The organism is Ewingella allii, from assembly GCF_044430645.1.
Taxonomy (GTDB): Bacteria; Pseudomonadota; Gammaproteobacteria; order Enterobacterales; family Enterobacteriaceae; genus Ewingella; species Ewingella allii.
Window position 1 is genome coordinate 62,855 of record NZ_JAWUDN010000008.1, and the last position, 20,129, is coordinate 82,983.

The following is a 20,129-nucleotide window of genomic DNA, read 5'->3' on the forward strand; positions in this document are numbered from 1 at the left end:
TTTATGCATAATGTACGGACGACACAGAATATTTATCAGAAGCGATAGGACACTAGCATGCTGCTAAACGCCCAAGGGGTTTCGTTAGACCTCAGATTTCCTCAGGTCATGGGGATCCTTAACGTTACGCCAGATTCTTTCTCTGACGGTGGCCGCCATAACCGCATTGATTTGGCACTGCAGCATGCTCAGGCCATGGTTGATGCCGGCGCAACGATAATCGATATCGGCGGCGAGTCTACTCGTCCGGGCGCCGCAGAGGTCAGCGAGGATGAAGAACTTTCCCGCGTCATCCCCGTGGTCGAAGCTATTTATCGCCGGATGGAAGTTTGGATATCCGTCGATACCTCGAAAGCCGCGGTTATCCGAGAATCAGCTGCCGCCGGCGCCCACATCATCAATGATATTCGCTCTCTGCAAGAGCCTGGCGCCCTAGAAGCCGCTGCGGCGACCGGCCTGCCTGTCTGCCTGATGCACATGCAGGGGCAGCCAAAAACGATGCAACATTCACCGAAATATGACGATCTGATTGGTGAAATCGATAGCTACTTCGCCGCACAAATTGCGCGTTGTGTGAGCGCGGGTATTCCGAAAAATAAATTGTTGCTCGACCCAGGCTTCGGTTTCGGTAAGAATTTAAACCACAACTACCAGCTGCTCGCAAGGCTGGCTGAATTCCACCATTTTGGGTTGCCATTACTGGTTGGGATGTCGAGAAAATCGATGATTGGGCAGTTACTCAATGTGTCCCCGGAAAATCGGGTGAGTGGAAGTATTGCCTGCGCCGTTATTGCTGCAATGCAAGGCGCGCAAATAATCAGAGTGCATGACGTAAAAGAAACCGTCGAGGCGATGCGTATCGTTGAGGCAACACTTTCAGCAAGGGAAGAATAAAAATTATGAGCAACCGTAAATACTTTGGTACAGATGGCATTCGTGGCAAAGTTGGCGAAAGCCCGATCACGCCTGATTTCGTATTAAAGTTGGGCTGGGCCGCAGGTAAAGTCCTCGCCCGCCATGGTTCGCGCAAAGTCATTATTGGCAAAGATACCCGCATTTCTGGCTATATGCTGGAATCAGCACTCGAAGCCGGCCTTGCTGCCGCAGGTCTTTCCGCCTCTTTCACCGGCCCAATGCCAACTCCGGCCGTTGCTTACCTGACCCGCACCTTCCGCGCGGAAGCAGGTATCGTCATTTCAGCCTCTCATAACCCTTATTATGACAACGGCATCAAATTCTTCTCCATCGACGGTACTAAGCTGCCTGACGATGTTGAAGAAGCCATTGAAGCTGAAATGGATAAGCCGCTGACCTGCGTTGAGTCGGCAGAGCTGGGTAAAGCCAGCCGCATTGTGGATGCAGCTGGCCGCTACATTGAATTCTGCAAAGGCACATTCCCAAGCGAACTAAGCCTAAATGGCCTGAAAATCGTGGTTGACTGCGCAAATGGCGCGACCTACCACATTGCGCCAAGCGTGATGCGCGAGTTAGGCGCGAAAGTGATCGCTATCGGCTGCGAACCCGATGGGATGAATATCAATGAAAAATGCGGCGCGACGGATGTTCGTCTGCTGCAAGAGCGCGTTCTGGCTGAGAAGGCCGATGTCGGTCTGGCCTTTGATGGCGACGGCGACCGTATCATCATGGTTGACCATGAAGGAAATAAGGTCGATGGCGACCAGATCATGTATATCATTGCGCGCGAAGGTCTGCGCCAGGGCCAGCTGAAAGGCGGCGTGGTGGGCACCTTGATGAGTAACATGGGTCTTGAGCTGGCATTGAAACAGCTAGGTATTCCATTCACTCGCGCCAAAGTTGGCGACCGCTACGTTCTTGAGAAGATGAAAGAGAAGGGTTGGAGCATTGGTGCCGAAAATTCAGGCCATGTGATCCTGCTGGACAAAACCACCACCGGTGACGGCATTGTGGCAGGCCTGCAAGTGCTGACCGCCATGGCGCGTAACCACATGAGCCTGCATGACCTGTGCAGCGGCATGAAATTACTGCCACAAGTGCTGGTTAATGTTCGTTTCGCCGGAACCCATGACCCGCTGGAAACTGAAGAAGTGAAAACCATTACTGCTGAGGTTGAAAAACAGCTGGCAGGGCGGGGCCGAGTATTACTGCGTAAATCAGGTACTGAGCCGTTAATTCGCGTTATGGTGGAAGGTGAAGACGGCGCGTTAGTAGAAATGCTGGCTAACCGCATTGCTGATGCCGTAAAAGCGTCAAAGCCATAATTGAGTAACAGCACTGATTCTTAAAATAATTTGGGCCTTTTTTGAGCATGAAAAAGGCCCGAAATTTTTCTGACGCACAGACTTTGACTGCTTTTGACGTTTTTTTCCGCAAACGAACAATCCTCGTCAAATTGCCCTTGCGTCCCCATACACCTTTGGTTAGTATTCACACCCGCTTCAGTGGGTCATTGAAATCCACTAAATTGGTGAGAAGCATTTAGCATGCGGTGAACCCGCAAGGATACAGGTACTACTATGTACGAAGCTCTTCTGGTGATTTTCCTTCTCGTAGCAATCGGCCTGGTGGCTATGGTTATGCTGCAACAAGGTAAAGGTGCTGATATGGGAGCCTCTTTCGGAGCAGGTGCTTCTGGCACATTGTTCGGTTCGAGTGGTTCCGGTAACTTCATGACCCGTACGACAGCTATTTTAGCGGCGCTTTTCTTCGTTATTAGCTTGATCTTGGGCAACATGAGTACCCATAAGGGCCAGCAAGGTAGTGAGTGGGAGAACTTGGGTCAGCCAGCGAAAACTGAGCAGACTACAACTGCACCAGCGGCTCCAGCAGCGCCTAACAGTGATGTTCCTCATTAATCTGTAGATTGAATGTTATTGCTCTTATAAAGAAGTGGAAGTAAGCTTTTCAATCAATGGCTTATGCTTGGACAGTAGAAGCGATTGTGAAAAATAAGTGCCGAGGTGGTGGAATTGGTAGACACGCTACCTTGAGGTGGTAGTGCCCGAATGGGCTTACGGGTTCAAGTCCCGTCCTCGGTACCAATCTTTGTGATAACTTGCTTTTAAGCGGTTATCGGCGTAGTATTTGCCACGTTTTCGGACGCGGGGTGGAGCAGCCTGGTAGCTCGTCGGGCTCATAACCCGAAGGTCGTCGGTTCAAATCCGGCCCCCGCAACCACTTTCCCTAAGTGTTTATTTCAAATAGACTTTCAGTTTCCTCCTGTTATGTTCTGCAGTTTCAATTTGAAATAACACTTTCGAAAGTTGCGCCGAAGTCGCTTTTCGGCGAACAGGGTCCAGTTTCATAAAGCCCCGATTTATCGGGGTTTTTTGTTATTTGGCAGCAGAATCACTGGGCTATTAGGCCCTTTTTTTATGTCTTGGGGGTGGGCTTGTCCACATTAGAACAAAAATTAACAGAGATGATTTCAGCACCGGTTGAAGCATTGGGCTTCGAGCTGGTAGGCATCGAGTTCGTAAGAGCTCGCCAATCGACGCTACGCATCTATATTGATAGTGAAGACGGGATCACAGTTGATAATTGTGCTGATGTCAGCCACCAGGTTAGCGCCGTGTTGGATGTCGAAGACCCCGTCACTGTTGCATACAACCTGGAAGTTTCCTCTCCCGGTCTCGATCGCCCTATGTTTACCGCTGAACATTACCAACGTTTTCTCGGTGACGAGGTGAGTCTGGTACTGCGGATGGCTATGCAGAACCGTCGCAAATGGCAGGGAATTATTAAGGCTGTCGAAGGCGAAATGATCACGGTTACTGTGGAAGGCAAAGATGAAGTGTTCGCGCTGAGCAATATCCAGAAAGCGAACCTGGTACCCCACTTTTAAAGTTTGGATGAGGCAACTAGGATGAACAAAGAAATTCTGGCTGTTGTAGAAGCGGTTTCTAATGAAAAATCACTCCCGCGCGAGAAGATTTTTGAAGCGCTGGAAACTGCGTTATCGACAGCGACTAAGAAAAAGTACGAACAAGAAATTGAAGTCCGCGTCACCATCGATCGTAAAACCGGTGACTTTGACACCTTCCGCCGTTGGGTTGCTGTTGACGAAGTTACGCAACCAACGCGTGAAATCACCCTTGAAGCTGCCCAATACGAAGACCCTTCTATTGAATTAGGCGGTTACATCGAAGATCAGATTGAGTCTGTCACCTTCGACCGTATTACAACTCAGACCGCGAAACAGGTTATCGTACAAAAAGTACGTGAAGCTGAACGTGCGATGGTGGTTGAGCAGTTCCGCGAACAGCAAGGCGAAATCGTCACTGGCGTGGTTAAGAAAGTTAACCGTGATAGCATCGCTCTCGATTTAGGCAGCAATGCTGAAGCGGTTATTCTGCGCGAAGACATGCTGCCACGTGAAAACTTCCGCTCTGGCGACCGTATTCGTGGCGTGCTGTATGACGTCCGCCCAGAAGCACGCGGCGCACAGCTGTTCGTCAGCCGTTCTCGTAACGAGATGCTGATTGAACTGTTCCGCATCGAAGTACCAGAAATTGGTGAAGAGCTGATTGAAATTAAAGCAGCAGCTCGTGACCCAGGCTCTCGTGCCAAAATTGCCGTTAAAACCAACGACAAACGCATTGACCCAGTGGGTGCATGTGTTGGTATGCGCGGTGCTCGCGTGCAGGCCGTGTCTAGCGAATTAGGCGGCGAGCGTATCGATATCGTATTATGGGACGACAACCCTGCCCAGTTCGTTATCAATGCTATGGCGCCTGCCGATGTTGCTTCCATCGTGGTTGACGAAGACAAACACACTATGGATGTCGCTGTTGAAGCCAGCAATCTGGCTCAGGCGATTGGTCGTAATGGCCAAAACGTTCGTTTAGCCTCTCAACTGAGCGGTTGGGAACTGAACGTTATGACTGCGGATGACCTGCAAGCCAAACATCAGGCTGAGGCTCATGCCGCGATTGAAACTTTCACCAAATATCTGGCTATCGACGAAGATTTCGCCACTGTCTTGGTAGAAGAAGGTTTCTCAACGCTCGAAGAATTGGCCTATGTGCCAATGAAAGAATTGCTAGAAATCGATGGCCTGGATGAAGACACGGTAGATGCTCTGCGCGAACGTGCGAAAGAAGCATTAACTACACTGGCTTTAGCTCAGGAAGAAAGTCTCGGCGACAATAAGCCTGCAGAAGATTTGCTGAACCTGGCGGGTCTGGAACGTAGCATGGCATTTAAACTGGCTGCACATGGGGTTTGTACGCTGGAAGATCTTGCCGAGCAGGGTGTCGACGATCTGGCGGATATTGAAGGTCTTAGTGACGAACAGGCTGGTGAACTTATCATGGCCGCGCGCAATATCTGCTGGTTTGGCGACAATGCGTAATAAACTGTAGCAGGAAGGAACAGCATGACAGATGTAACCGTAAAATCGCTGGCAGCAGAGATTCAAACTCCGGTTGATCGCCTGGTACAGCAATTTGCTGATGCAGGGATCGACAAGTCTGAAGCTGACTCTGTCACCCAGCAAGAAAAAGAGACATTATTGGCGCACTTGAACCGTGGAAACGGCAGTGCTCCAAACAAACTGACCTTACAACGCAAAACGCGTAGTACACTGAACATTCCGAGCACCGGCGGAAAGAGTAAATCGGTGCAAATCGAAGTCCGCAAGAAACGCACTTATGTAAAACGTGATATGACCGAAGCTGAACAAGCCCAGGCCGAAGCGGAAGAGCAGGCGAAGCGTGAAGCGGAAGAACAGGCACAGCGTGCAGCAGCAGAGCAAGCCCAGCGCGAAGCTCAAGAAAAAGCGAAGCGCGCCGCCGAAGAGCAAGCCAAACGTGAGGCCGCTGAAAAAGCTAAGCGCGACGCAGCGGAAAAAGACAAAGTGACAAATCAACATACCGACGAAGTAACCAAACCAGCTCAGGCAGATAAAGCACGCCGTGAAGCTGAAGCCGCAGAGCTGAAACGCAAAACGGAAGAAGAAGCCCAGCGTAAGATCGAAGAAAACGCGAAACGCGTTGCAGAAGAGGCCCGTAAAATGGCTGACTCTGGCGTCTGGACTGAAGTTGTTGCGCCAAGCGAATCCGAATCCGCTGACTATCATGTCACCACTTCTACCCACGCTCGTGCAGCTGAAGACGAAAATGACGCCAAGGTTGAAGGCGATCGTCGCAGCCGTACTCGCGGTGGCAAAGCGACCAAGCAGAAGAAAGGCAATAAACTGTCTGAATCTAAAGCAGACCGCGAAGAAGCGCGCGCTGTAGGTCGTAACGGTAAAGGCAAACGTAAGCCAAGCACGCTGCAACAGAGCTTCAATAAGCCAGTTGTTGCTGTAAACCGTGACGTTGTGCTGGGTGAAACCATCACCGTTGCTGAGCTGGCGAACAAAATGGCTGTTAAAGGCTCTCAGGTCATCAAAACAATGATGAAGCTGGGTGCGATGGCGACCATCAACCAGGTTATCGATCAGGAAACTGCTCAGCTGGTTGCTGAAGAAATGGGCCATAAAGTTATCCTGCGTCGTGAAAACGAGCTGGAAGAAGCGCTGATGAGCGACCGTGACACAGGTGCGTCAGCAGCTGCTGAGCCACGTGCTCCAGTTGTGACCATCATGGGCCACGTTGACCACGGTAAAACCTCTCTGCTTGACTACATTCGTTCAACGAAAGTCGCAGCGGGCGAAGCCGGCGGTATTACGCAGCATATCGGTGCTTATCACGTTGAAACTGAAAACGGCATGATCACCTTCCTGGATACTCCAGGACACGCCGCATTTACCTCAATGCGTGCTCGTGGTGCTCAGGCAACGGATATCGTGGTTCTGGTTGTTTCTGCAGATGATGGCGTTATGCCACAAACCATCGAAGCTGTTCAGCATGCGAAAGCCGCTGGCGTGCCAATCGTGGTTGCAGTAAACAAAATTGATAAACCAGAAGCGGATCCAGATCGCGTTCGCACCGAACTGTCTCAGTACGGCGTTATGCCAGAAGAGTGGGGCGGCGAGTCTCAGTTCGTACACGTTTCTGCGAAAGCAGGTACAGGTATCGACGAACTGCTGGACGCTATTCTGCTGCAAGCCGAAGTTCTGGAACTGAAAGCAGTTCGCAGCGGCATGGCAAGCGGTGTTGTTATCGAATCCTTCCTGGATAAAGGGCGTGGCCCAGTGGCGACTGTTCTGGTTCAAGAGGGTACGCTGAACAAGGGTGATATCATCCTGTGTGGCTTCGAATACGGCCGTGTTCGTGCAATGCGTGATGAGTTGGGCCGTGACATTTCGTCTGCGGGTCCTTCTATCCCTGTGGAAGTGCTGGGTCTTTCTAGCGTTCCTGCTGCCGGTGACGAAGTGACTGTTGTACGTGACGAGAAGAAAGCCCGTGAAGTTGCCCTGTATCGTCAAGGTAAGTTCCGTGAAGTTAAACTGGCTCGCCAGCAGAAATCTAAACTGGAAAACATGTTTGCGAACATGACCGAAGGCGAAGTTTCTGAACTGAACATCGTTCTGAAGTCTGACGTACAAGGTTCTTGTGAAGCGATTTCTGACGCGCTGCAAAATCTGTCTACCGACGAAGTGAAAGTTAAGATTGTTGGTATGGGCGTAGGTGGTATCACCGAAACCGACGCAACGCTGGCTGCTGCTTCTAACGCTATCATCCTTGGCTTCAACGTACGTGCCGATGCATCTGCTCGCCGTGTCGTAGAAAGCGAAAGTCTGGATCTGCGTTACTACTCCGTCATCTATAACCTGATTGACGAAGTTAAGCAGGCGATGAGCGGTATGTTGGCGCCAGAATACAAACAGCAAATCATTGGTCTGGCTGAAGTTCGTGACGTATTCAAGTCACCGAAATTTGGCGCAATCGCAGGCTGTATGGTTACTGAAGGTATGATTAAGCGTAACAACCCAATCCGTGTACTGCGTGACAACGTGGTTATCTATGAAGGCGAGCTGGAATCCCTGCGCCGCTTCAAAGATGACGTTGCCGAAGTTCGTAACGGCATGGAATGTGGTATCGGCGTGAAGAACTACAACGATGTGCGTACTGGCGATGTGATCGAAGTATTCGAAATCATCGAGATCAAACGTACCATCGCGTAATCTTAGCGACGTCGCTTATATCCAGTTGGGGGGCCTTGAGCCCCCCTCTTTGTCTGGAGATTGTCTGAAGGAGTTTTATCATGGCAAAAGAATTTAGCCGTACCCAACGTGTCTCCCAAGAGATGCAAAAAGAGATCGCCATCATCCTACAGCGCGAAGTCAAAGACCCGCGCGTAGGCATGGCGACCGTTTCTGGCGTTGAAGTGTCTCGTGATCTGGCCTATGCCAAAGTCTTCGTGACCTTTTTAGATGTTTTGACAACAGACAATCACGATCCTGATCGTGTGAAGAATGGCATTAAAGCTTTGCAAGACGCGTCTGGTTTCATCCGCACGTTGATTGGTAAAGCCATGCGTCTGCGTGTTGTTCCAGAGTTAACCTTTGCTTACGACAACTCACTGGTTGAAGGCATGCGTATGTCTAACCTGGTGACGAACGTAGTGAAGAATGACGCTGAGCGTCGTTCTGCTGCAGGTGATGACGAGGAATAACAATGAGTCGCCCACGTCGTCGCGGCCGTGATATTCACGGCGTTCTGTTATTGGATAAGTCCCTTGGTCTGTCCTCTAACGACGCGCTGCAAAAAGTAAAACGTTTGTATAACGCCAACCGTGCGGGCCATACCGGTGCGTTAGACCCACTGGCTACCGGTATGCTGCCGCTGTGTTTAGGGGAAGCGACCAAGTTCTCGCGTTTCCTTCTGGACTCAGACAAGCGTTATCGCGTGGTTGCCCGCATGGGGCAGCGCACCGATACTTCTGATGCCGAAGGTCAGATTATCTCCGAGCGCGATGTCACCTTTAACCAACAGCAGTTGGATGAAGCACTGGACAGCTTCCGCGGCGAAACTCAGCAAATTCCTTCTATGTATTCCGCACTGAAATACGAAGGGAAGAAGCTCTATGAGTACGCCCGTCAGGGGATTGAAGTCCCTCGCGAATCTCGCCCGATTAACGTGTATGAACTGAAGTTCATTCGTTGGGAAGGCTTTGAGGTTGAGCTTGAGATCCACTGTTCCAAAGGCACTTATATCCGCACTATCGTTGACGATTTGGGTGAAAAGCTAGGCTGTGGCGCGCACGTGACTTACCTGCGTCGCTTGCAGGTGGCGACTTATCCTTTCGAACGCATGGTGACGATGGAACAGCTGCATGCGCTGATCGCACAGGCGGAAGCCGAAGGCATTGAACCGCGCCTGTTGCTGGACCCTCTGCTATTGCCGATGGACAGCGCCTGTGAAGATTTCCCTGAAGTAAACCTTTTGCCAGTTGTGGCGGGATACGTGAAGCAGGGGCAACCCGTACAGGCTTCCGGCGCCCCGACGTCAGGCATGGTGCGCATCACCGAAGGCGAAGAACGTAAGTTCATTGGCGTCGGTGAAATTGACGATGATGGCCGCATTGCGCCGCGTCGTTTGGTGGTTGAATACACCGAGTAAGCCCTTTCTGCTCACCTTGCGATCGTATTATGCAAAGAGTAGAATAGCGCAGCTTATGCATTGGGTAGCTGAATTAGAGATCGGCACCCGTATTAATTATCTATAATATTTTGGAGTATGATTATGTCTCTAAGCGTTGAAGCTAAAGCTCAAATCGTTGCAGACTTTGGTCGTGGCACTAACGACAGTGGTTCTACCGAAGTTCAGGTTGCTCTGCTGACTGCTCAAATTAACCATCTGCAAGGTCACTTTGCAGAGCACAAAAAAGATCACCACAGCCGTCGTGGTCTGCTGCGTATGGTTTCTCAGCGTCGTAAACTGCTGGACTACCTGAAGCGTAAAGATGTAGCACGTTACACCAGCCTGATCGAGCGTCTGGGTCTGCGTCGCTAATCAAGCGAGTTTCAGTGTAAAGGGGCCTATAGGCCCCTTTATTCTAGGAAGCGACAGCAAATCAGGTTACTGTATGGCTGTTTTTTCTGTAGTACTTTTAAGAACATGAACTTCCGTTACAGATGTTTTCGCGCGGCTAATGAGAGACTTTATTGCCACTTTGTCAGGTATATAAGGATTGTCATTAGTCGCGAGAATGTAGTGAGAAGCTCGGATATTTATCGGCGTGAACTGCTGTCATAACAGCTGCGCGCCACAAAAAAGGATATTACATTGCTTAATCCGACTATTCGTAAATTCCAATACGGTCAACATACCGTAACGCTTGAAACCGGTATGATGGCTCGTCAAGCGACAGCCGCAGTTATGGTTAGCATGGACGACACCGCAGTATTCGTTACTGTTGTTGGCCAAAAGAAAGCAAAACCAGGTCAGAGCTTCTTCCCACTGACCGTAAACTATCAGGAGCGTACTTACGCTGCTGGCCGTATCCCGGGTAGCTTCTTCCGTCGTGAAGGCCGCCCAAGTGAAGGCGAAACGCTGACTTCACGTCTGATTGACCGTCCAATTCGTCCACTGTTCCCAGATAGCTTCCTGAATGAAGTTCAGGTTATTGCTACCGTGGTGTCTCTGAACCCACAGGTGAACCCAGATATCGTTGCGATGATTGGTGCTTCTGCTGCACTGAGCCTGTCTGGTATTCCATTCAATGGCCCAATCGGTGCTGCACGCGTAGGTTACATCAATGACCAATACGTTCTGAACCCAACCGCTGACGAACTGAAAACCAGCCGTCTGGACTTGGTGGTTGCCGGTACTCAGGGCGCTGTGCTGATGGTTGAATCTGAAGCTGAAGTGTTGAGCGAAGATCAGATGCTGGGCGCAGTCGTGTTCGGTCACGAACAACAACAAATCGTTATCGACAACATCAACTCTTTAGTTGCTGAAGTGGGTAAAGAGAAGTGGGATTGGCAGCCAGAAGTCGTGAATGCAGAACTGCACGCACGCGTTGCTGCTCTGTCCGAAGCTCGTCTGGGTGATGCTTACCTGATCACTGAGAAGCAAGAGCGTTACACTCAGATCAACACCATCAAAGCTGAAGTTGTGCAGACTCTGCAAGCTGAAGATGAGACGCTGGACGCTGGCGAAATCTCTGATCTGCTGGGCAGCATCGAGAAAAACGTCGTTCGTAGCCGTGTGCTGCGGGGCGAGCCGCGTATTGACGGTCGCGAAAAAGACATGATCCGTGGTCTGGACGTGCGTACTGGCGTTCTGCCTCGTACTCACGGCTCTGCTCTGTTCACCCGTGGTGAAACTCAGGCACTGGTTACTGCAACGCTGGGTACTGCCCGTGATGCACAGAACCTTGACGAGTTGATGGGCGAGAAGACAGATAGCTTCCTGTTCCACTACAATTTCCCTCCATACTCTGTAGGTGAAACCGGTATGGTTGGCTCGCCAAAACGTCGTGAAATTGGTCACGGTCGTCTGGCGAAACGCGGTGTGTTGGCGATGATGCCTAAACCAGAAGACTTCCCGTACACCGTGCGCGTTGTTTCTGAAATCACCGAGTCTAACGGTTCTTCTTCAATGGCTTCCGTTTGTGGCGCTTCTCTGGCACTGATGGACGCAGGTGTACCAATCAAAGCGGCCGTTGCTGGTATCGCGATGGGGCTGGTTAAAGAAGACGAAAACTTTGTGGTTCTGTCTGACATTCTGGGTGACGAAGATCACCTGGGCGACATGGACTTCAAAGTGGCCGGTAGCCGTGACGGTATTACCGCACTGCAGATGGACATCAAAATTGAAGGTATTACCCGCGAAATCATGCAGGTTGCTCTAAACCAAGCTAAGGGTGCGCGTCTGCACATTCTGGGCGTGATGGAACAGGCTATCAGCACGCCGCGCGGTGATATTTCTCAGTTCGCACCACGCATCCACACCATCAAGATCAGCCCAGATAAAATCAAGGACGTGATCGGTAAAGGTGGTTCAGTGATCCGTGCGCTGACTGAAGAAACCGGCACTACCATTGAAATTGAAGATGATGGTACAGTTAAAATCGCTGCGACCGACGGTGAGAAAGCGAAATACGCTATCCGTCGTATCGAAGAGATCACTGCTGAAATCGAAGTTGGCCGTATCTACCAAGGTAAAGTTACCCGTATCGTAGATTTCGGTGCCTTCGTGGCTATCGGTGGCGGTAAAGAAGGTCTGGTCCACATCTCTCAAATCGCTGATAAGCGTGTTGAGAAAGTGACTGACTATCTGCAGATGGGTCAAGAAGTTCCAGTTAAAGTTCTGGAAGTTGACCGTCAGGGCCGCGTTCGCTTGAGCATCAAAGAAGCGACTACGCCAAGCTCGGATGAAACTGCAGAGCCTTCAGCTGAGTAATATCTGTAACATTTGTTTTACAGCTCTCTGTCTTTAAGGCAGAGAGCTGCTCGTATCATGAGCGCAGGATGCACTTGTGTTAAGCAGGCGGATGACAGGATGTTAATCCAATGTTTGTCTTCGGGAGTGGAAATGAAGCCTTTCTTGCGCTGGTGTTATGTTGCGACAGCACTTATGTTGGCAGGATGCAGCAACCATGATTGGCGTAAAAATGAAGTTCTGGCGATTCCGTTGCAGCCTACGTTGCAGCAGGAAGTCATATTGGCGCGCATGGAACAAATTCTTGCCAGCCGGGCTTTGACAGACGATGAACGCGCACAGCTGTTATATGAGCGCGGTGTACTGTATGATAGCCTTGGACTTAGAGCGTTAGCGCGAAATGATTTTTCACAAGCGCTATCTATTCGTCCTGATATGCCAGAAGTTTTCAACTACCTGGGGATTTACCTAACGCAGGCAGGCAATTTTGATGCTGCCTATGAAGCGTTTGATTCTGTACTAGAGCTTGATCCAACTTACAACTACGCGCGTTTGAACCGAGGTATCGCACTGTATTACGGTGGCCGATTCTCGTTAGCGCAGGATGATCTGCAGGCGTTTTATCGAGACGATCCAAATGATCCCTTCCGTTCGTTATGGCTTTATCTTGCGGAGCGAGAAATCAATCCGAAGAATGCCGACGTAGCATTGCAACAACGCTACGACAAAGCGGACAGAGGGCAATGGGGATGGAATATCGTCGAATTCTACCTGGGTAAGATCAGCGAAAAAACGCTGATGGAACGCCTCAAGGCGGAAGCAACGGATAACACTTCGCTCGCTGAGCATCTCAGTGAAACTGACTTCTATTTAGGTAAGCATTACCTAAGTCTGGGGGACAAGAACAGCGCCTTGGCACTGTTCAAACTGACGGTAGCTAACAACGTTCATAATTTTGTTGAGCACCGCTATGCATTGTTGGAATTGGCGCTATTAGGCCAAGAGCAAGACGACCTATCAGAATCGGACCAGCAATAGCTGACGACACCAATCAGCCCTCTTAACCATGGTTTAACCATTTTTAAGCGCCTTAACGGGCGAGGGTTGCTTTGTTCGTTTTATAATCTAATTTGAGCCGGTTCACACTTTTCAATGAAAATGACAGAAAATTTTCTCGACGAGTTATGTAGACTGGCTGCCATTATTAATGAGGCACGTGTACATGACTACTGAGCTTGAAACCTCTTTTGCTGACCTGGGGCTGTCCGCTCCAATCATTTCTGCCCTTACCGATTTGGGCTACGAAAAACCATCACCAATTCAGGCTGAGTGTATTCCTCACCTGTTGAACGGCCGCGATGTTCTGGGCATGGCTCAGACCGGTTCCGGCAAAACTGCAGCCTTCTCTCTGCCACTGCTGCACAACATTGATGCTTCTTTGAAAGCACCACAAATTCTTGTTTTAGCACCGACTCGCGAACTGGCAGTTCAGGTTGCTGAAGCAATGACCGACTTCTCTAAACACATGCATGGCGTGAACGTTGTTGCCCTTTACGGTGGCCAACGCTATGACGTCCAGCTGCGCGCTCTGCGTCAGGGGCCACAAGTTGTTGTGGGTACCCCAGGTCGCCTGCTGGACCACTTGAAACGCGGTACTCTGAACCTCTCTAACCTGAGCGGTCTGGTACTGGACGAAGCCGATGAAATGCTGCGTATGGGCTTCATCGAAGACGTTGAAACTATCATGGCGCAGATCCCGGCTGAACATCAGACCGCGCTGTTCTCTGCAACCATGCCAGAAGCGATTCGTCGTATTACTCGTCGCTTCATGAAAGATCCACAGGAAGTGCGCATTCAGTCAAGCATCACTACCCGTCCAGACATCAGCCAGAGCTACTGGTCTGTGTATGGCCTGCGTAAGAATGAAGCGCTGGTTCGTTTCCTGGAAGCTGAAGATTTCGACGCAGCCATCATCTTCGTGCGTACCAAAAACGCTACGCTGGAAGTGGCTGAAGCTCTGGAACGCAGTGGCTACAGCAGCGCAGCGCTGAACGGTGACATGAACCAGGCTCTGCGTGAGCAGACTCTGGAGCGTCTGAAAGATGGCCGTCTGGACATTCTGATCGCAACCGACGTGGCAGCACGTGGTCTTGACGTAGAACGTATCAGCCTGGTTGTTAACTACGACATCCCGATGGACTCTGAGTCTTACGTTCACCGTATCGGCCGTACCGGTCGTGCTGGTCGTGCTGGTCGCGCACTGCTGTTCGTTGAGAACCGCGAACGTCGCCTGCTGCGCAACATCGAACGTACAATGAAGCTGACCATTCCAGAAGTTGAAATTCCAACTGCGGATGTACTGGGTGAGCGTCGTCTGGCTAAGTTCGCCGCTAAAGTTCAGCAGCAGCTGGAAAGCAGCGATCTAGATATGTACCGCGCGCTGTTGGCTAAACTGCAACCCGCTGAAGAGCTGGACATCGAAACGCTGGCCGCAGCACTGCTGAAAATGGCTCAGGGCGAACGTCCACTGATCGTTGCTGCTGATCCAGTGTTCAAAAGCCGTCCGCCACGCCGTGAATTCGACGATCGTAATGATCGCGGTGACCGCCGTGAACGCCCATCTCGCGATGGTGATCGTCCTGCACGTGATGGCGATCGTCCACGTCGTGAGCGTCGTGACGCTGGCGAAATGGAGCTGTACCGTATCGAAGTGGGTCGTGATGACGGTGTTGAAGTTCGTCACATCGTTGGCGCTATCGCTAACGAAGGCGACATCAGCAGCCGTTACATCGGTAACATCAAGCTGTTCTCTTCGCATTCAACGATCGAGTTGCCGAAAGGCATGCCGGGCGAGATCCTGTCTCACTTCACCCGCACTCGTATCCTGAACAAGCCGATGAACATGCAGTTGCTGGGTGATGCACAGCCACAGGCTGCACGTCGTGAACGTCCTGCTGGTGCAGGCGGTGAGCGTCGTGGTAACGGTGCTCCGCGTCCTTTCAACGGTGAACGTCGTGAAGGTGGCCGTGGCCGTCCTTTCAATGGCGAACGTCGTGAAGGCAGCGCACCAGCCGGTGAGCGTCGCGCTCCAAGCCGTGCTCCGCGTCGTACTACTGACGCATAATTTGGCTGCTGCTTCGGCAAACGTCAGATAAACAAAAACCAGCCTGCGGGCTGGTTTTTTTATGCGTGCAATATAGGAAGGAAAAAGAGGGCGTTAGCCGATCCGCACTTCTTTCACCAGGTCGCCCTGCAACTGCGAAACAATATCGAAAGAGTGCAAGCGCGCCTGATGGTCAAAAATTTGGCCATTAATCATCAATTCGTCGGCTTCGGTTTCGCGCAGGATATTTTGCAGTCCGGTGCGGATAGTCTCTTTATTCCCCACCACTGACATGCGCAGTGCCTGATCTACGCCAAAGCGTTCGGACGCCGACCACAGACTTTCAATGTTATCCACCGGCGCTGGCAGTTTGCCCGGATTGCCGCGACGCAGATTGATGAACTGCTGCTGGTTCGAGGTGAACATGCGGCGCGCTTCTTCATCAGTATCGGCCGCGATGGCGTTGATGCACACCATGGCATGCGGCTTTTCGAGCTGCTCGGAAGGTTTGAACTGGCTGCGATAAATCGCCAGCGCCTGATACAGCATGTCTGGTGCGAAGTGGGAGGCGAAGGCAAACGGCAAACCCAGTGCTGCAGCCAGCTGTGCGCTATACAGGCTGGAACCCAGTAGCCACAGCGGTACGTGCAGGCCCTGACCCGGCACGGCTTGTACTGGCTGGCCCGGCTGGACATCGCCAAAGTAGTGCTGCAACTCCTGCACGTCGCGCGGGAAATTATCCACATCGCCAGACATATGGCGGCGCAGCGCAATCATCGTGCGCTGGTCAGTGCCCGGCGCACGGCCCAGGCCCAGATCGACACGGTCCGGATAGAGCGTTGCCAAGGTGCCGAACTGCTCGGCAATCACTAAGGGTGAGTGATTGGGCAGCATCACGCCGCCGGAGCCTATACGGATGGTTTTGGTGCCGCCAGCGATAAAGCCAAGCAGTACGGAGGTCGCCGCACTGGCGATACCAATCATGTTGTGGTGCTCGGCCATCCAGTAACGCTTATAGCCAAGCTTTTCAGCGTGTTGCGCTAACTCCAGCGAAGAATGAAAGGCTTGTTTAGGGCTTGAACCTTGAGGTACGGGGGCTAAATCCAGCACGGAAAGGGGAACGGTGTATTTCTCAGACATAGTCGTCGCTCACTCGTTGAGGGCTGAGGGCGAAGCCAATCGCCCGCTAATTATACAGGTCAGTATTACCGAATATGTTTGGGCTGAATACTTGATTTGTGCTCTATGTATTTGGCTTTGGGTGAATGTATTTGGTTTAGTTTATAATTTTAACCAATATGTTGTTTCGTGTTAAAAAAACCAAACCGCACCCCGCTATCATGCGTCCTCTTCATGACCTGAAGACGCAAATAGCAACGGACGACGTTCGATGGAAATGGAAATGCCAATGCTCGAATCCCGAGGGTTCTCGCGCTGAGTTTCACTCTGGCAAATAAAAAGGAAGCTAAAACAATGAGTAAGAGAATATTATTGACCCTGCTGTTAGTAGCAGTGGCCATTTCGCTGGCGGTACTTTTCCGCGCGGGCAACCAGGACTTATTATTGCAAGGAGAAGTGGACGCACCGGAGGTGATTGTTGCGTCTAAGGCTAAAGGCCGGGTGATTGAACGCTACGTTGAGCGTGGCGATGATGTGAAAGCCGGGCAGCTGCTGATGTCTCTCGACAGTCCGGAACTGATGGCGCAGTTACGCTCACTGGAGGCGGCACGCGATCAGGCCAAATCACAGCTGGAATTGTCGATTAACGGCACCCGCGAAGAGAGCATCCGCAACCTGAAAGCGACGTTGGGACAGGCGCAAACTGAGTACACCAATGCACGCGACGAGTACAATCGTAATGCCAAAGTGGCCTCCAAAGGCTATGTTTCTGCATCAGATTTAGAGAATTCCCGCCGCGCGCGCGACAGCGCTTATCAGCAAGTATTAGTCGCCAAAGCCAACCTCGATGAAGGCGTTAATGGCGACCGCGCCGAGCAGCGCCAGAGTTATGCCGCCCAACTGCGTCAGGCCGAAGAAGACCTGCTGGAAGTGAAAGCCCAAACGGATGACTTACAGGTCAAAGCGCCGGTTGATGGCGAAGTCGGGCCAATCCCGGTAGAAGTGGGGGAGCTGCAAAGTGCTTCCAGCCCGTTGCTCACTCTACTGCGCTTGCCGGACGCCTATTTCGTTTTCAACCTGCGTGAAGACATCCTCGCCGGGATACATAAAGGCGACAAAATCAGAATTCGCGTTCCCGCGCTCAATAACCAAGAAGTGGAAGCCGAGGTGCGTTACATCGCGCCATTAGGGGATTACGCCACCAAGCGCGCCACCCGTGCGACAGGCGACTTCGACTTGAAAACCTTTGAAGTTCGGCTCTATCCGCTGCAAAAAGTGCCTAACATGCGCCAAGGCATGAGCGCGCTGTGGAACTGGAAAGAGTAGTGGCAATGTACCGGGTAAAAGCCGGCTGGCGCTGTTTCTCTCGCTCGTTCAACCGTGAAACGCGTGACGCCTTTCGCAAGCCGGTGATCCACTGGCTGGGTTGGATATTCCCTTTACTGCTGTTCATCCTAATCAGCAGTAACTTCTCCGAGGGTACCTTGCTGAAACTGCCGGTGTCAGTGGTGGATAACGACCACAGCACGCTGTCCAAAACGCTGATCCGCAAGATGGACGCCGGTTCGCACGCCCACGTGCAGACTTTTGACGGTGGGTTGCAGGAGGCTAAGCATCGGCTGCGCACCGCGCAGGATTACGCCTTGCTCTACATTCCACCAGACTTTGAAGCCGACGCGCTGGAAGGCAAACAGCCAAGCGTGGTGCTCTATTACAACGCGCTGTTTTACGGCGCCGGGCTTTACTCCACGCAGGACTTCAGCGGTTTAATCACTGAATTAAATAGTCAATATCGGGCGATTCTGGCAAATGAAATGGGCAAAACCATGCCGCCGCTGGCGAGCGTGGAGCTGCTGTATGGCAGCCTGTTTAACGCCAGCGGCAGCTACATTTACTACCAGCAGTTTGCGGCGATGATCCACCTGATTCAGCTATTTACCGTGACGTGCATGATTTACGTGATGGCGCGCAGCCAGTCCCTGCTGGGCGCGCCGTCTTTTACCTTTGCACTGTTGGGCAAACTCGCGCCTTATACCCTGTGTTTCACCACGCTGCTGCTGGTGGAAATCGCCATGCTGGTGGGTTTTTTTGACGCGAGGGTCAGTGGCAATCCGCTGTTTATGGTGTTGATTAGCTTCTTCTATGTGATTGCCGCCCAAAGCATCGGGCTATTGCTGTTCACCTTCACCAGCACCACGATCACCGCCTATACCCTGATGGGGATTTTCGTCAGTATCGCGCTGACTTTCTCGGGCATGGCGGTGCCGGAGCTGTCCATGCCACTAGTGGCGCGGATCATCTCGAATATTGAGCCGCTGACCCACGCCCTGTACGCGATGTTTGACATTTTCCTGCGGCAGGTGCCAGCCAGCGCTATCTTCAGCGTGTGCGCCATTTTGCTGATTTACCCGCTGATCACTGGGTTACTGGTGCATAAGCGATTGTACCTGCGCCTTAAGAAGCAGGAGCCAGGAAAATGACGCTACGCCAATGGCTTACCACTTACTGGAAGACCTTCGTTAAAGTCCTGACTGGCATGCTCGACAAGCCGATGTGGATGATGTTGCTGATTTCGCTGTGCGTGATGAGCACGGTGTACGCCAATCGCACGGTGTGGGATTTGCCGGTGGCGGTGGTCGATCAGGACCACAGCACGGCCAGCCGGATGCTTATCCGCCAGCTTGATGCCACCTCGAAAATCAAGATGAACAGCTATGACAGCGTGGATCTGGCCGAGAAGGATCTGGCGTGGCGAAAACTGTTCGCGGTGATCATCATGCCGGTCGATCTGGAGAAAAAGATCCTCGCCGGCAGCGACGTGGTGATCCCGGTGTACGGTGATGCCACCAACCGTCTGGCGAACGGCCAGATCCAGCAGGACGTGGTGGCGGCCTACCAGTCGATTTTGACCCAGTACAACACCGAATTGTTGATGCGTAGCGGCTTCAACAGTAAGCAGGCCAATGTGCTGTTGACGCCAATCGTCGGCCAGACGCTGGACTTGTTTAACCCCGGCATCAGCTTCGCGGCCATCATCTTCCCCGGCCTGCTGGTGATGTTGCTGCAACACTCCTTGCTGATCGCCAGCGTGCGGGTGAATATCACCCTCAATAGCGCGCCCGACGGCAAGCCTGCCATCCCGGTTTTCCTCGGCGGGCTGACGGCGCTAATCCCCATCTGGCTGTTCCTGTCCATCGTGCTGTTTGTACTCTGGCCTTGGATCTTGGGGTATCGGCAGACGGCGACCATTCCCGAAATCATCATGCTGACCTTCCCGTTCCTGCTGGCGGTGCTCGGGCTGGGTAAACTGGTGACCGAATGTCTGCGCAGCGTGGAGATGATCTACCTGACGCTCTCTTTCATCACCATGCCGGTGTTCTACATCTCGGGGACCATTTGGCCGTTACAGGCTATGCCGACTTGGGTGCGGGGCGTGTCATCTATGCTGCCGTCCACCTGGGCCACCAAGGCGATTGCGGGGGTCAACCAGATGGGACTGCCGTTCAAAGAGGTGGGCGGCGATATGCTGATGCTGCTGCTTCTCGGCGCGATTTATACCATTTTGGGTATTGGCTTGGGTATTTTGCGAGACAGCGGGCGGCTGCGTGGCCTGCTGCATCGCAAGAAACCGTTGAAGAATGATTAAGGGATGA

Annotated in this window: 16 protein-coding genes, 2 tRNA genes and 1 pseudogene; 18 read left to right on the forward strand and 1 reads right to left on the reverse strand. The window is 52.0% G+C overall.

The window, feature by feature from the left end; genetic code table 11:
* The first annotated feature begins 57 nt into the window (after window positions 1–57).
* The 15 genes and pseudogenes from folP to SBO83_RS16740 all read left to right on the forward strand — a co-directional run bounded on the left by folP (window position 58) and on the right by SBO83_RS16740 (window position 15,378).
* Window positions 58–913: pseudogene (gene folP / locus SBO83_RS16670) on the forward strand (dihydropteroate synthase).
* Window positions 900–2,240, forward strand: coding sequence for a phosphoglucosamine mutase (gene glmM, locus SBO83_RS16675; RefSeq protein ID WP_353500680.1), 1,341 nt, complete (start codon window positions 900–902; stop codon window positions 2,238–2,240). Before folP ends, glmM begins: the two are co-directional and overlap by 14 nt.
* Window positions 2,241–2,495: 255 nt before the next feature.
* Entirely contained in the window at window positions 2,496–2,834 is a 339-nt protein-coding gene (secG, locus tag SBO83_RS16680; protein WP_034795265.1) for a preprotein translocase subunit SecG, read from the forward strand.
* 99 nt (window positions 2,835–2,933) lie between these two features.
* Window positions 2,934–3,020 (forward strand) — tRNA-Leu (locus SBO83_RS16685).
* A gap of 59 nt (window positions 3,021–3,079) precedes the next feature.
* A tRNA-Met gene (locus tag SBO83_RS16690) sits at window positions 3,080–3,156 on the forward strand.
* Window positions 3,157–3,370: 214 nt separating this feature from the next.
* Entirely contained in the window at window positions 3,371–3,823 is a 453-nt protein-coding gene (gene rimP / locus SBO83_RS16695; RefSeq protein WP_072009938.1) for a ribosome maturation factor RimP, read from the forward strand.
* Between the two features lie 21 nt (window positions 3,824–3,844).
* On the forward strand, window positions 3,845–5,332 hold the full coding sequence (nusA, locus tag SBO83_RS16700; RefSeq protein WP_034795271.1) for a transcription termination factor NusA: 1,488 nt from the start codon (window positions 3,845–3,847) through the stop codon (window positions 5,330–5,332).
* 24 nt (window positions 5,333–5,356) lie between these two features.
* Window positions 5,357–8,050 (forward strand): translation initiation factor IF-2, encoded by a 2,694-nt coding sequence (gene infB, locus SBO83_RS16705; protein ID WP_353500681.1) that lies wholly within the window; start codon window positions 5,357–5,359, stop codon window positions 8,048–8,050.
* 80 nt (window positions 8,051–8,130) lie between these two features.
* Window positions 8,131–8,541: a 30S ribosome-binding factor RbfA gene (gene rbfA, locus SBO83_RS16710; protein WP_034795277.1), complete on the forward strand. Its 411-nt coding sequence runs from the start codon at window positions 8,131–8,133 to the stop codon at window positions 8,539–8,541.
* Between the two features lie 2 nt (window positions 8,542–8,543).
* Window positions 8,544–9,488 (forward strand): tRNA pseudouridine(55) synthase TruB, encoded by a 945-nt coding sequence (gene truB, locus SBO83_RS16715; protein ID WP_278877706.1) that lies wholly within the window; start codon window positions 8,544–8,546, stop codon window positions 9,486–9,488.
* Window positions 9,489–9,611: 123 nt separating this feature from the next.
* On the forward strand, window positions 9,612–9,881 hold the full coding sequence (gene rpsO, locus SBO83_RS16720; RefSeq protein ID WP_034795283.1) for a 30S ribosomal protein S15: 270 nt from the start codon (window positions 9,612–9,614) through the stop codon (window positions 9,879–9,881).
* A 273-nt stretch (window positions 9,882–10,154) separates the two neighbouring features.
* Window positions 10,155–12,275 (forward strand): polyribonucleotide nucleotidyltransferase, encoded by a 2,121-nt coding sequence (pnp, locus tag SBO83_RS16725; protein WP_353500683.1) that lies wholly within the window; start codon window positions 10,155–10,157, stop codon window positions 12,273–12,275.
* A 132-nt stretch (window positions 12,276–12,407) separates the two neighbouring features.
* Window positions 12,408–13,292: a lipoprotein NlpI gene (gene nlpI / locus SBO83_RS16730; protein ID WP_034795290.1), complete on the forward strand. Its 885-nt coding sequence runs from the start codon at window positions 12,408–12,410 to the stop codon at window positions 13,290–13,292.
* A gap of 120 nt (window positions 13,293–13,412) precedes the next feature.
* Window positions 13,413–13,487: a protein YrbN gene (gene yrbN / locus SBO83_RS16735; protein WP_223499600.1), complete on the forward strand. Its 75-nt coding sequence runs from the start codon at window positions 13,413–13,415 to the stop codon at window positions 13,485–13,487.
* Window positions 13,477–15,378: a DEAD/DEAH family ATP-dependent RNA helicase gene (locus SBO83_RS16740; RefSeq protein ID WP_353500684.1), complete on the forward strand. Its 1,902-nt coding sequence runs from the start codon at window positions 13,477–13,479 to the stop codon at window positions 15,376–15,378. Before yrbN ends, SBO83_RS16740 begins: the two co-directional genes overlap by 11 nt.
* 93 nt (window positions 15,379–15,471) lie before the next feature.
* Here SBO83_RS16740 and SBO83_RS16745 read toward each other — a convergent pair whose 3' ends face one another.
* Window positions 15,472–16,497, reverse strand: a complete 1,026-nt coding sequence (locus SBO83_RS16745) for a luciferase-like monooxygenase (RefSeq protein WP_396132296.1) — start codon at window positions 16,495–16,497, stop codon at window positions 15,472–15,474.
* Between the two features lie 333 nt (window positions 16,498–16,830).
* Between SBO83_RS16745 and SBO83_RS16750 the strand changes: the two genes are divergently transcribed.
* The 3 genes from SBO83_RS16750 to SBO83_RS16760 are packed head-to-tail and all read left to right on the forward strand — an operon-like array spanning window position 16,831 to window position 20,122.
* A complete protein-coding gene (locus tag SBO83_RS16750) occupies window positions 16,831–17,802 on the forward strand; it encodes an efflux RND transporter periplasmic adaptor subunit (protein WP_396132297.1) in 972 nt (323 codons plus the stop codon).
* A 5-nt stretch (window positions 17,803–17,807) separates the two neighbouring features.
* Window positions 17,808–18,956 (forward strand): ABC transporter permease, encoded by a 1,149-nt coding sequence (locus tag SBO83_RS16755; protein WP_396132367.1) that lies wholly within the window; start codon window positions 17,808–17,810, stop codon window positions 18,954–18,956.
* Window positions 18,953–20,122 (forward strand): ABC transporter permease, encoded by a 1,170-nt coding sequence (locus SBO83_RS16760; RefSeq protein ID WP_396132298.1) that lies wholly within the window; start codon window positions 18,953–18,955, stop codon window positions 20,120–20,122. The genes SBO83_RS16755 and SBO83_RS16760 overlap by 4 nt, the downstream gene beginning before the upstream one ends.
* Window positions 20,123–20,129 lie beyond the last annotated feature (7 nt).

What these genes read in the sequence shown, in the direction of transcription:
- glmM (WP_353500680.1), top strand. Translation starts at nt 900, where the DNA reads ATGAGCAACCGTAAATACTTTGGTACAGATGGCATTCGTGGCAAAGTT.
- secG (WP_034795265.1), top strand. Translation starts at nt 2,496, where the DNA reads ATGTACGAAGCTCTTCTGGTGATTTTCCTTCTCGTAGCAATCGGCCTG.
- nusA (WP_034795271.1), top strand. Translation starts at nt 3,845, where the DNA reads ATGAACAAAGAAATTCTGGCTGTTGTAGAAGCGGTTTCTAATGAAAAA.
- infB (WP_353500681.1), top strand. Translation starts at nt 5,357, where the DNA reads ATGACAGATGTAACCGTAAAATCGCTGGCAGCAGAGATTCAAACTCCG.
- rbfA (WP_034795277.1), top strand. Translation starts at nt 8,131, where the DNA reads ATGGCAAAAGAATTTAGCCGTACCCAACGTGTCTCCCAAGAGATGCAA.
- truB (WP_278877706.1), top strand. Translation starts at nt 8,544, where the DNA reads ATGAGTCGCCCACGTCGTCGCGGCCGTGATATTCACGGCGTTCTGTTA.
- rpsO (WP_034795283.1), top strand. Translation starts at nt 9,612, where the DNA reads ATGTCTCTAAGCGTTGAAGCTAAAGCTCAAATCGTTGCAGACTTTGGT.
- nlpI (WP_034795290.1), top strand. Translation starts at nt 12,408, where the DNA reads ATGAAGCCTTTCTTGCGCTGGTGTTATGTTGCGACAGCACTTATGTTG.
- SBO83_RS16740 (WP_353500684.1), top strand. Translation starts at nt 13,477, where the DNA reads ATGACTACTGAGCTTGAAACCTCTTTTGCTGACCTGGGGCTGTCCGCT.
- SBO83_RS16745 (WP_396132296.1), bottom strand. Translation starts at nt 16,497, where the DNA reads ATGTCTGAGAAATACACCGTTCCCCTTTCCGTGCTGGATTTAGCCCCC.
- SBO83_RS16750 (WP_396132297.1), top strand. Translation starts at nt 16,831, where the DNA reads ATGAGTAAGAGAATATTATTGACCCTGCTGTTAGTAGCAGTGGCCATT.
- SBO83_RS16755 (WP_396132367.1), top strand. Translation starts at nt 17,808, where the DNA reads ATGTACCGGGTAAAAGCCGGCTGGCGCTGTTTCTCTCGCTCGTTCAAC.
- SBO83_RS16760 (WP_396132298.1), top strand. Translation starts at nt 18,953, where the DNA reads ATGACGCTACGCCAATGGCTTACCACTTACTGGAAGACCTTCGTTAAA.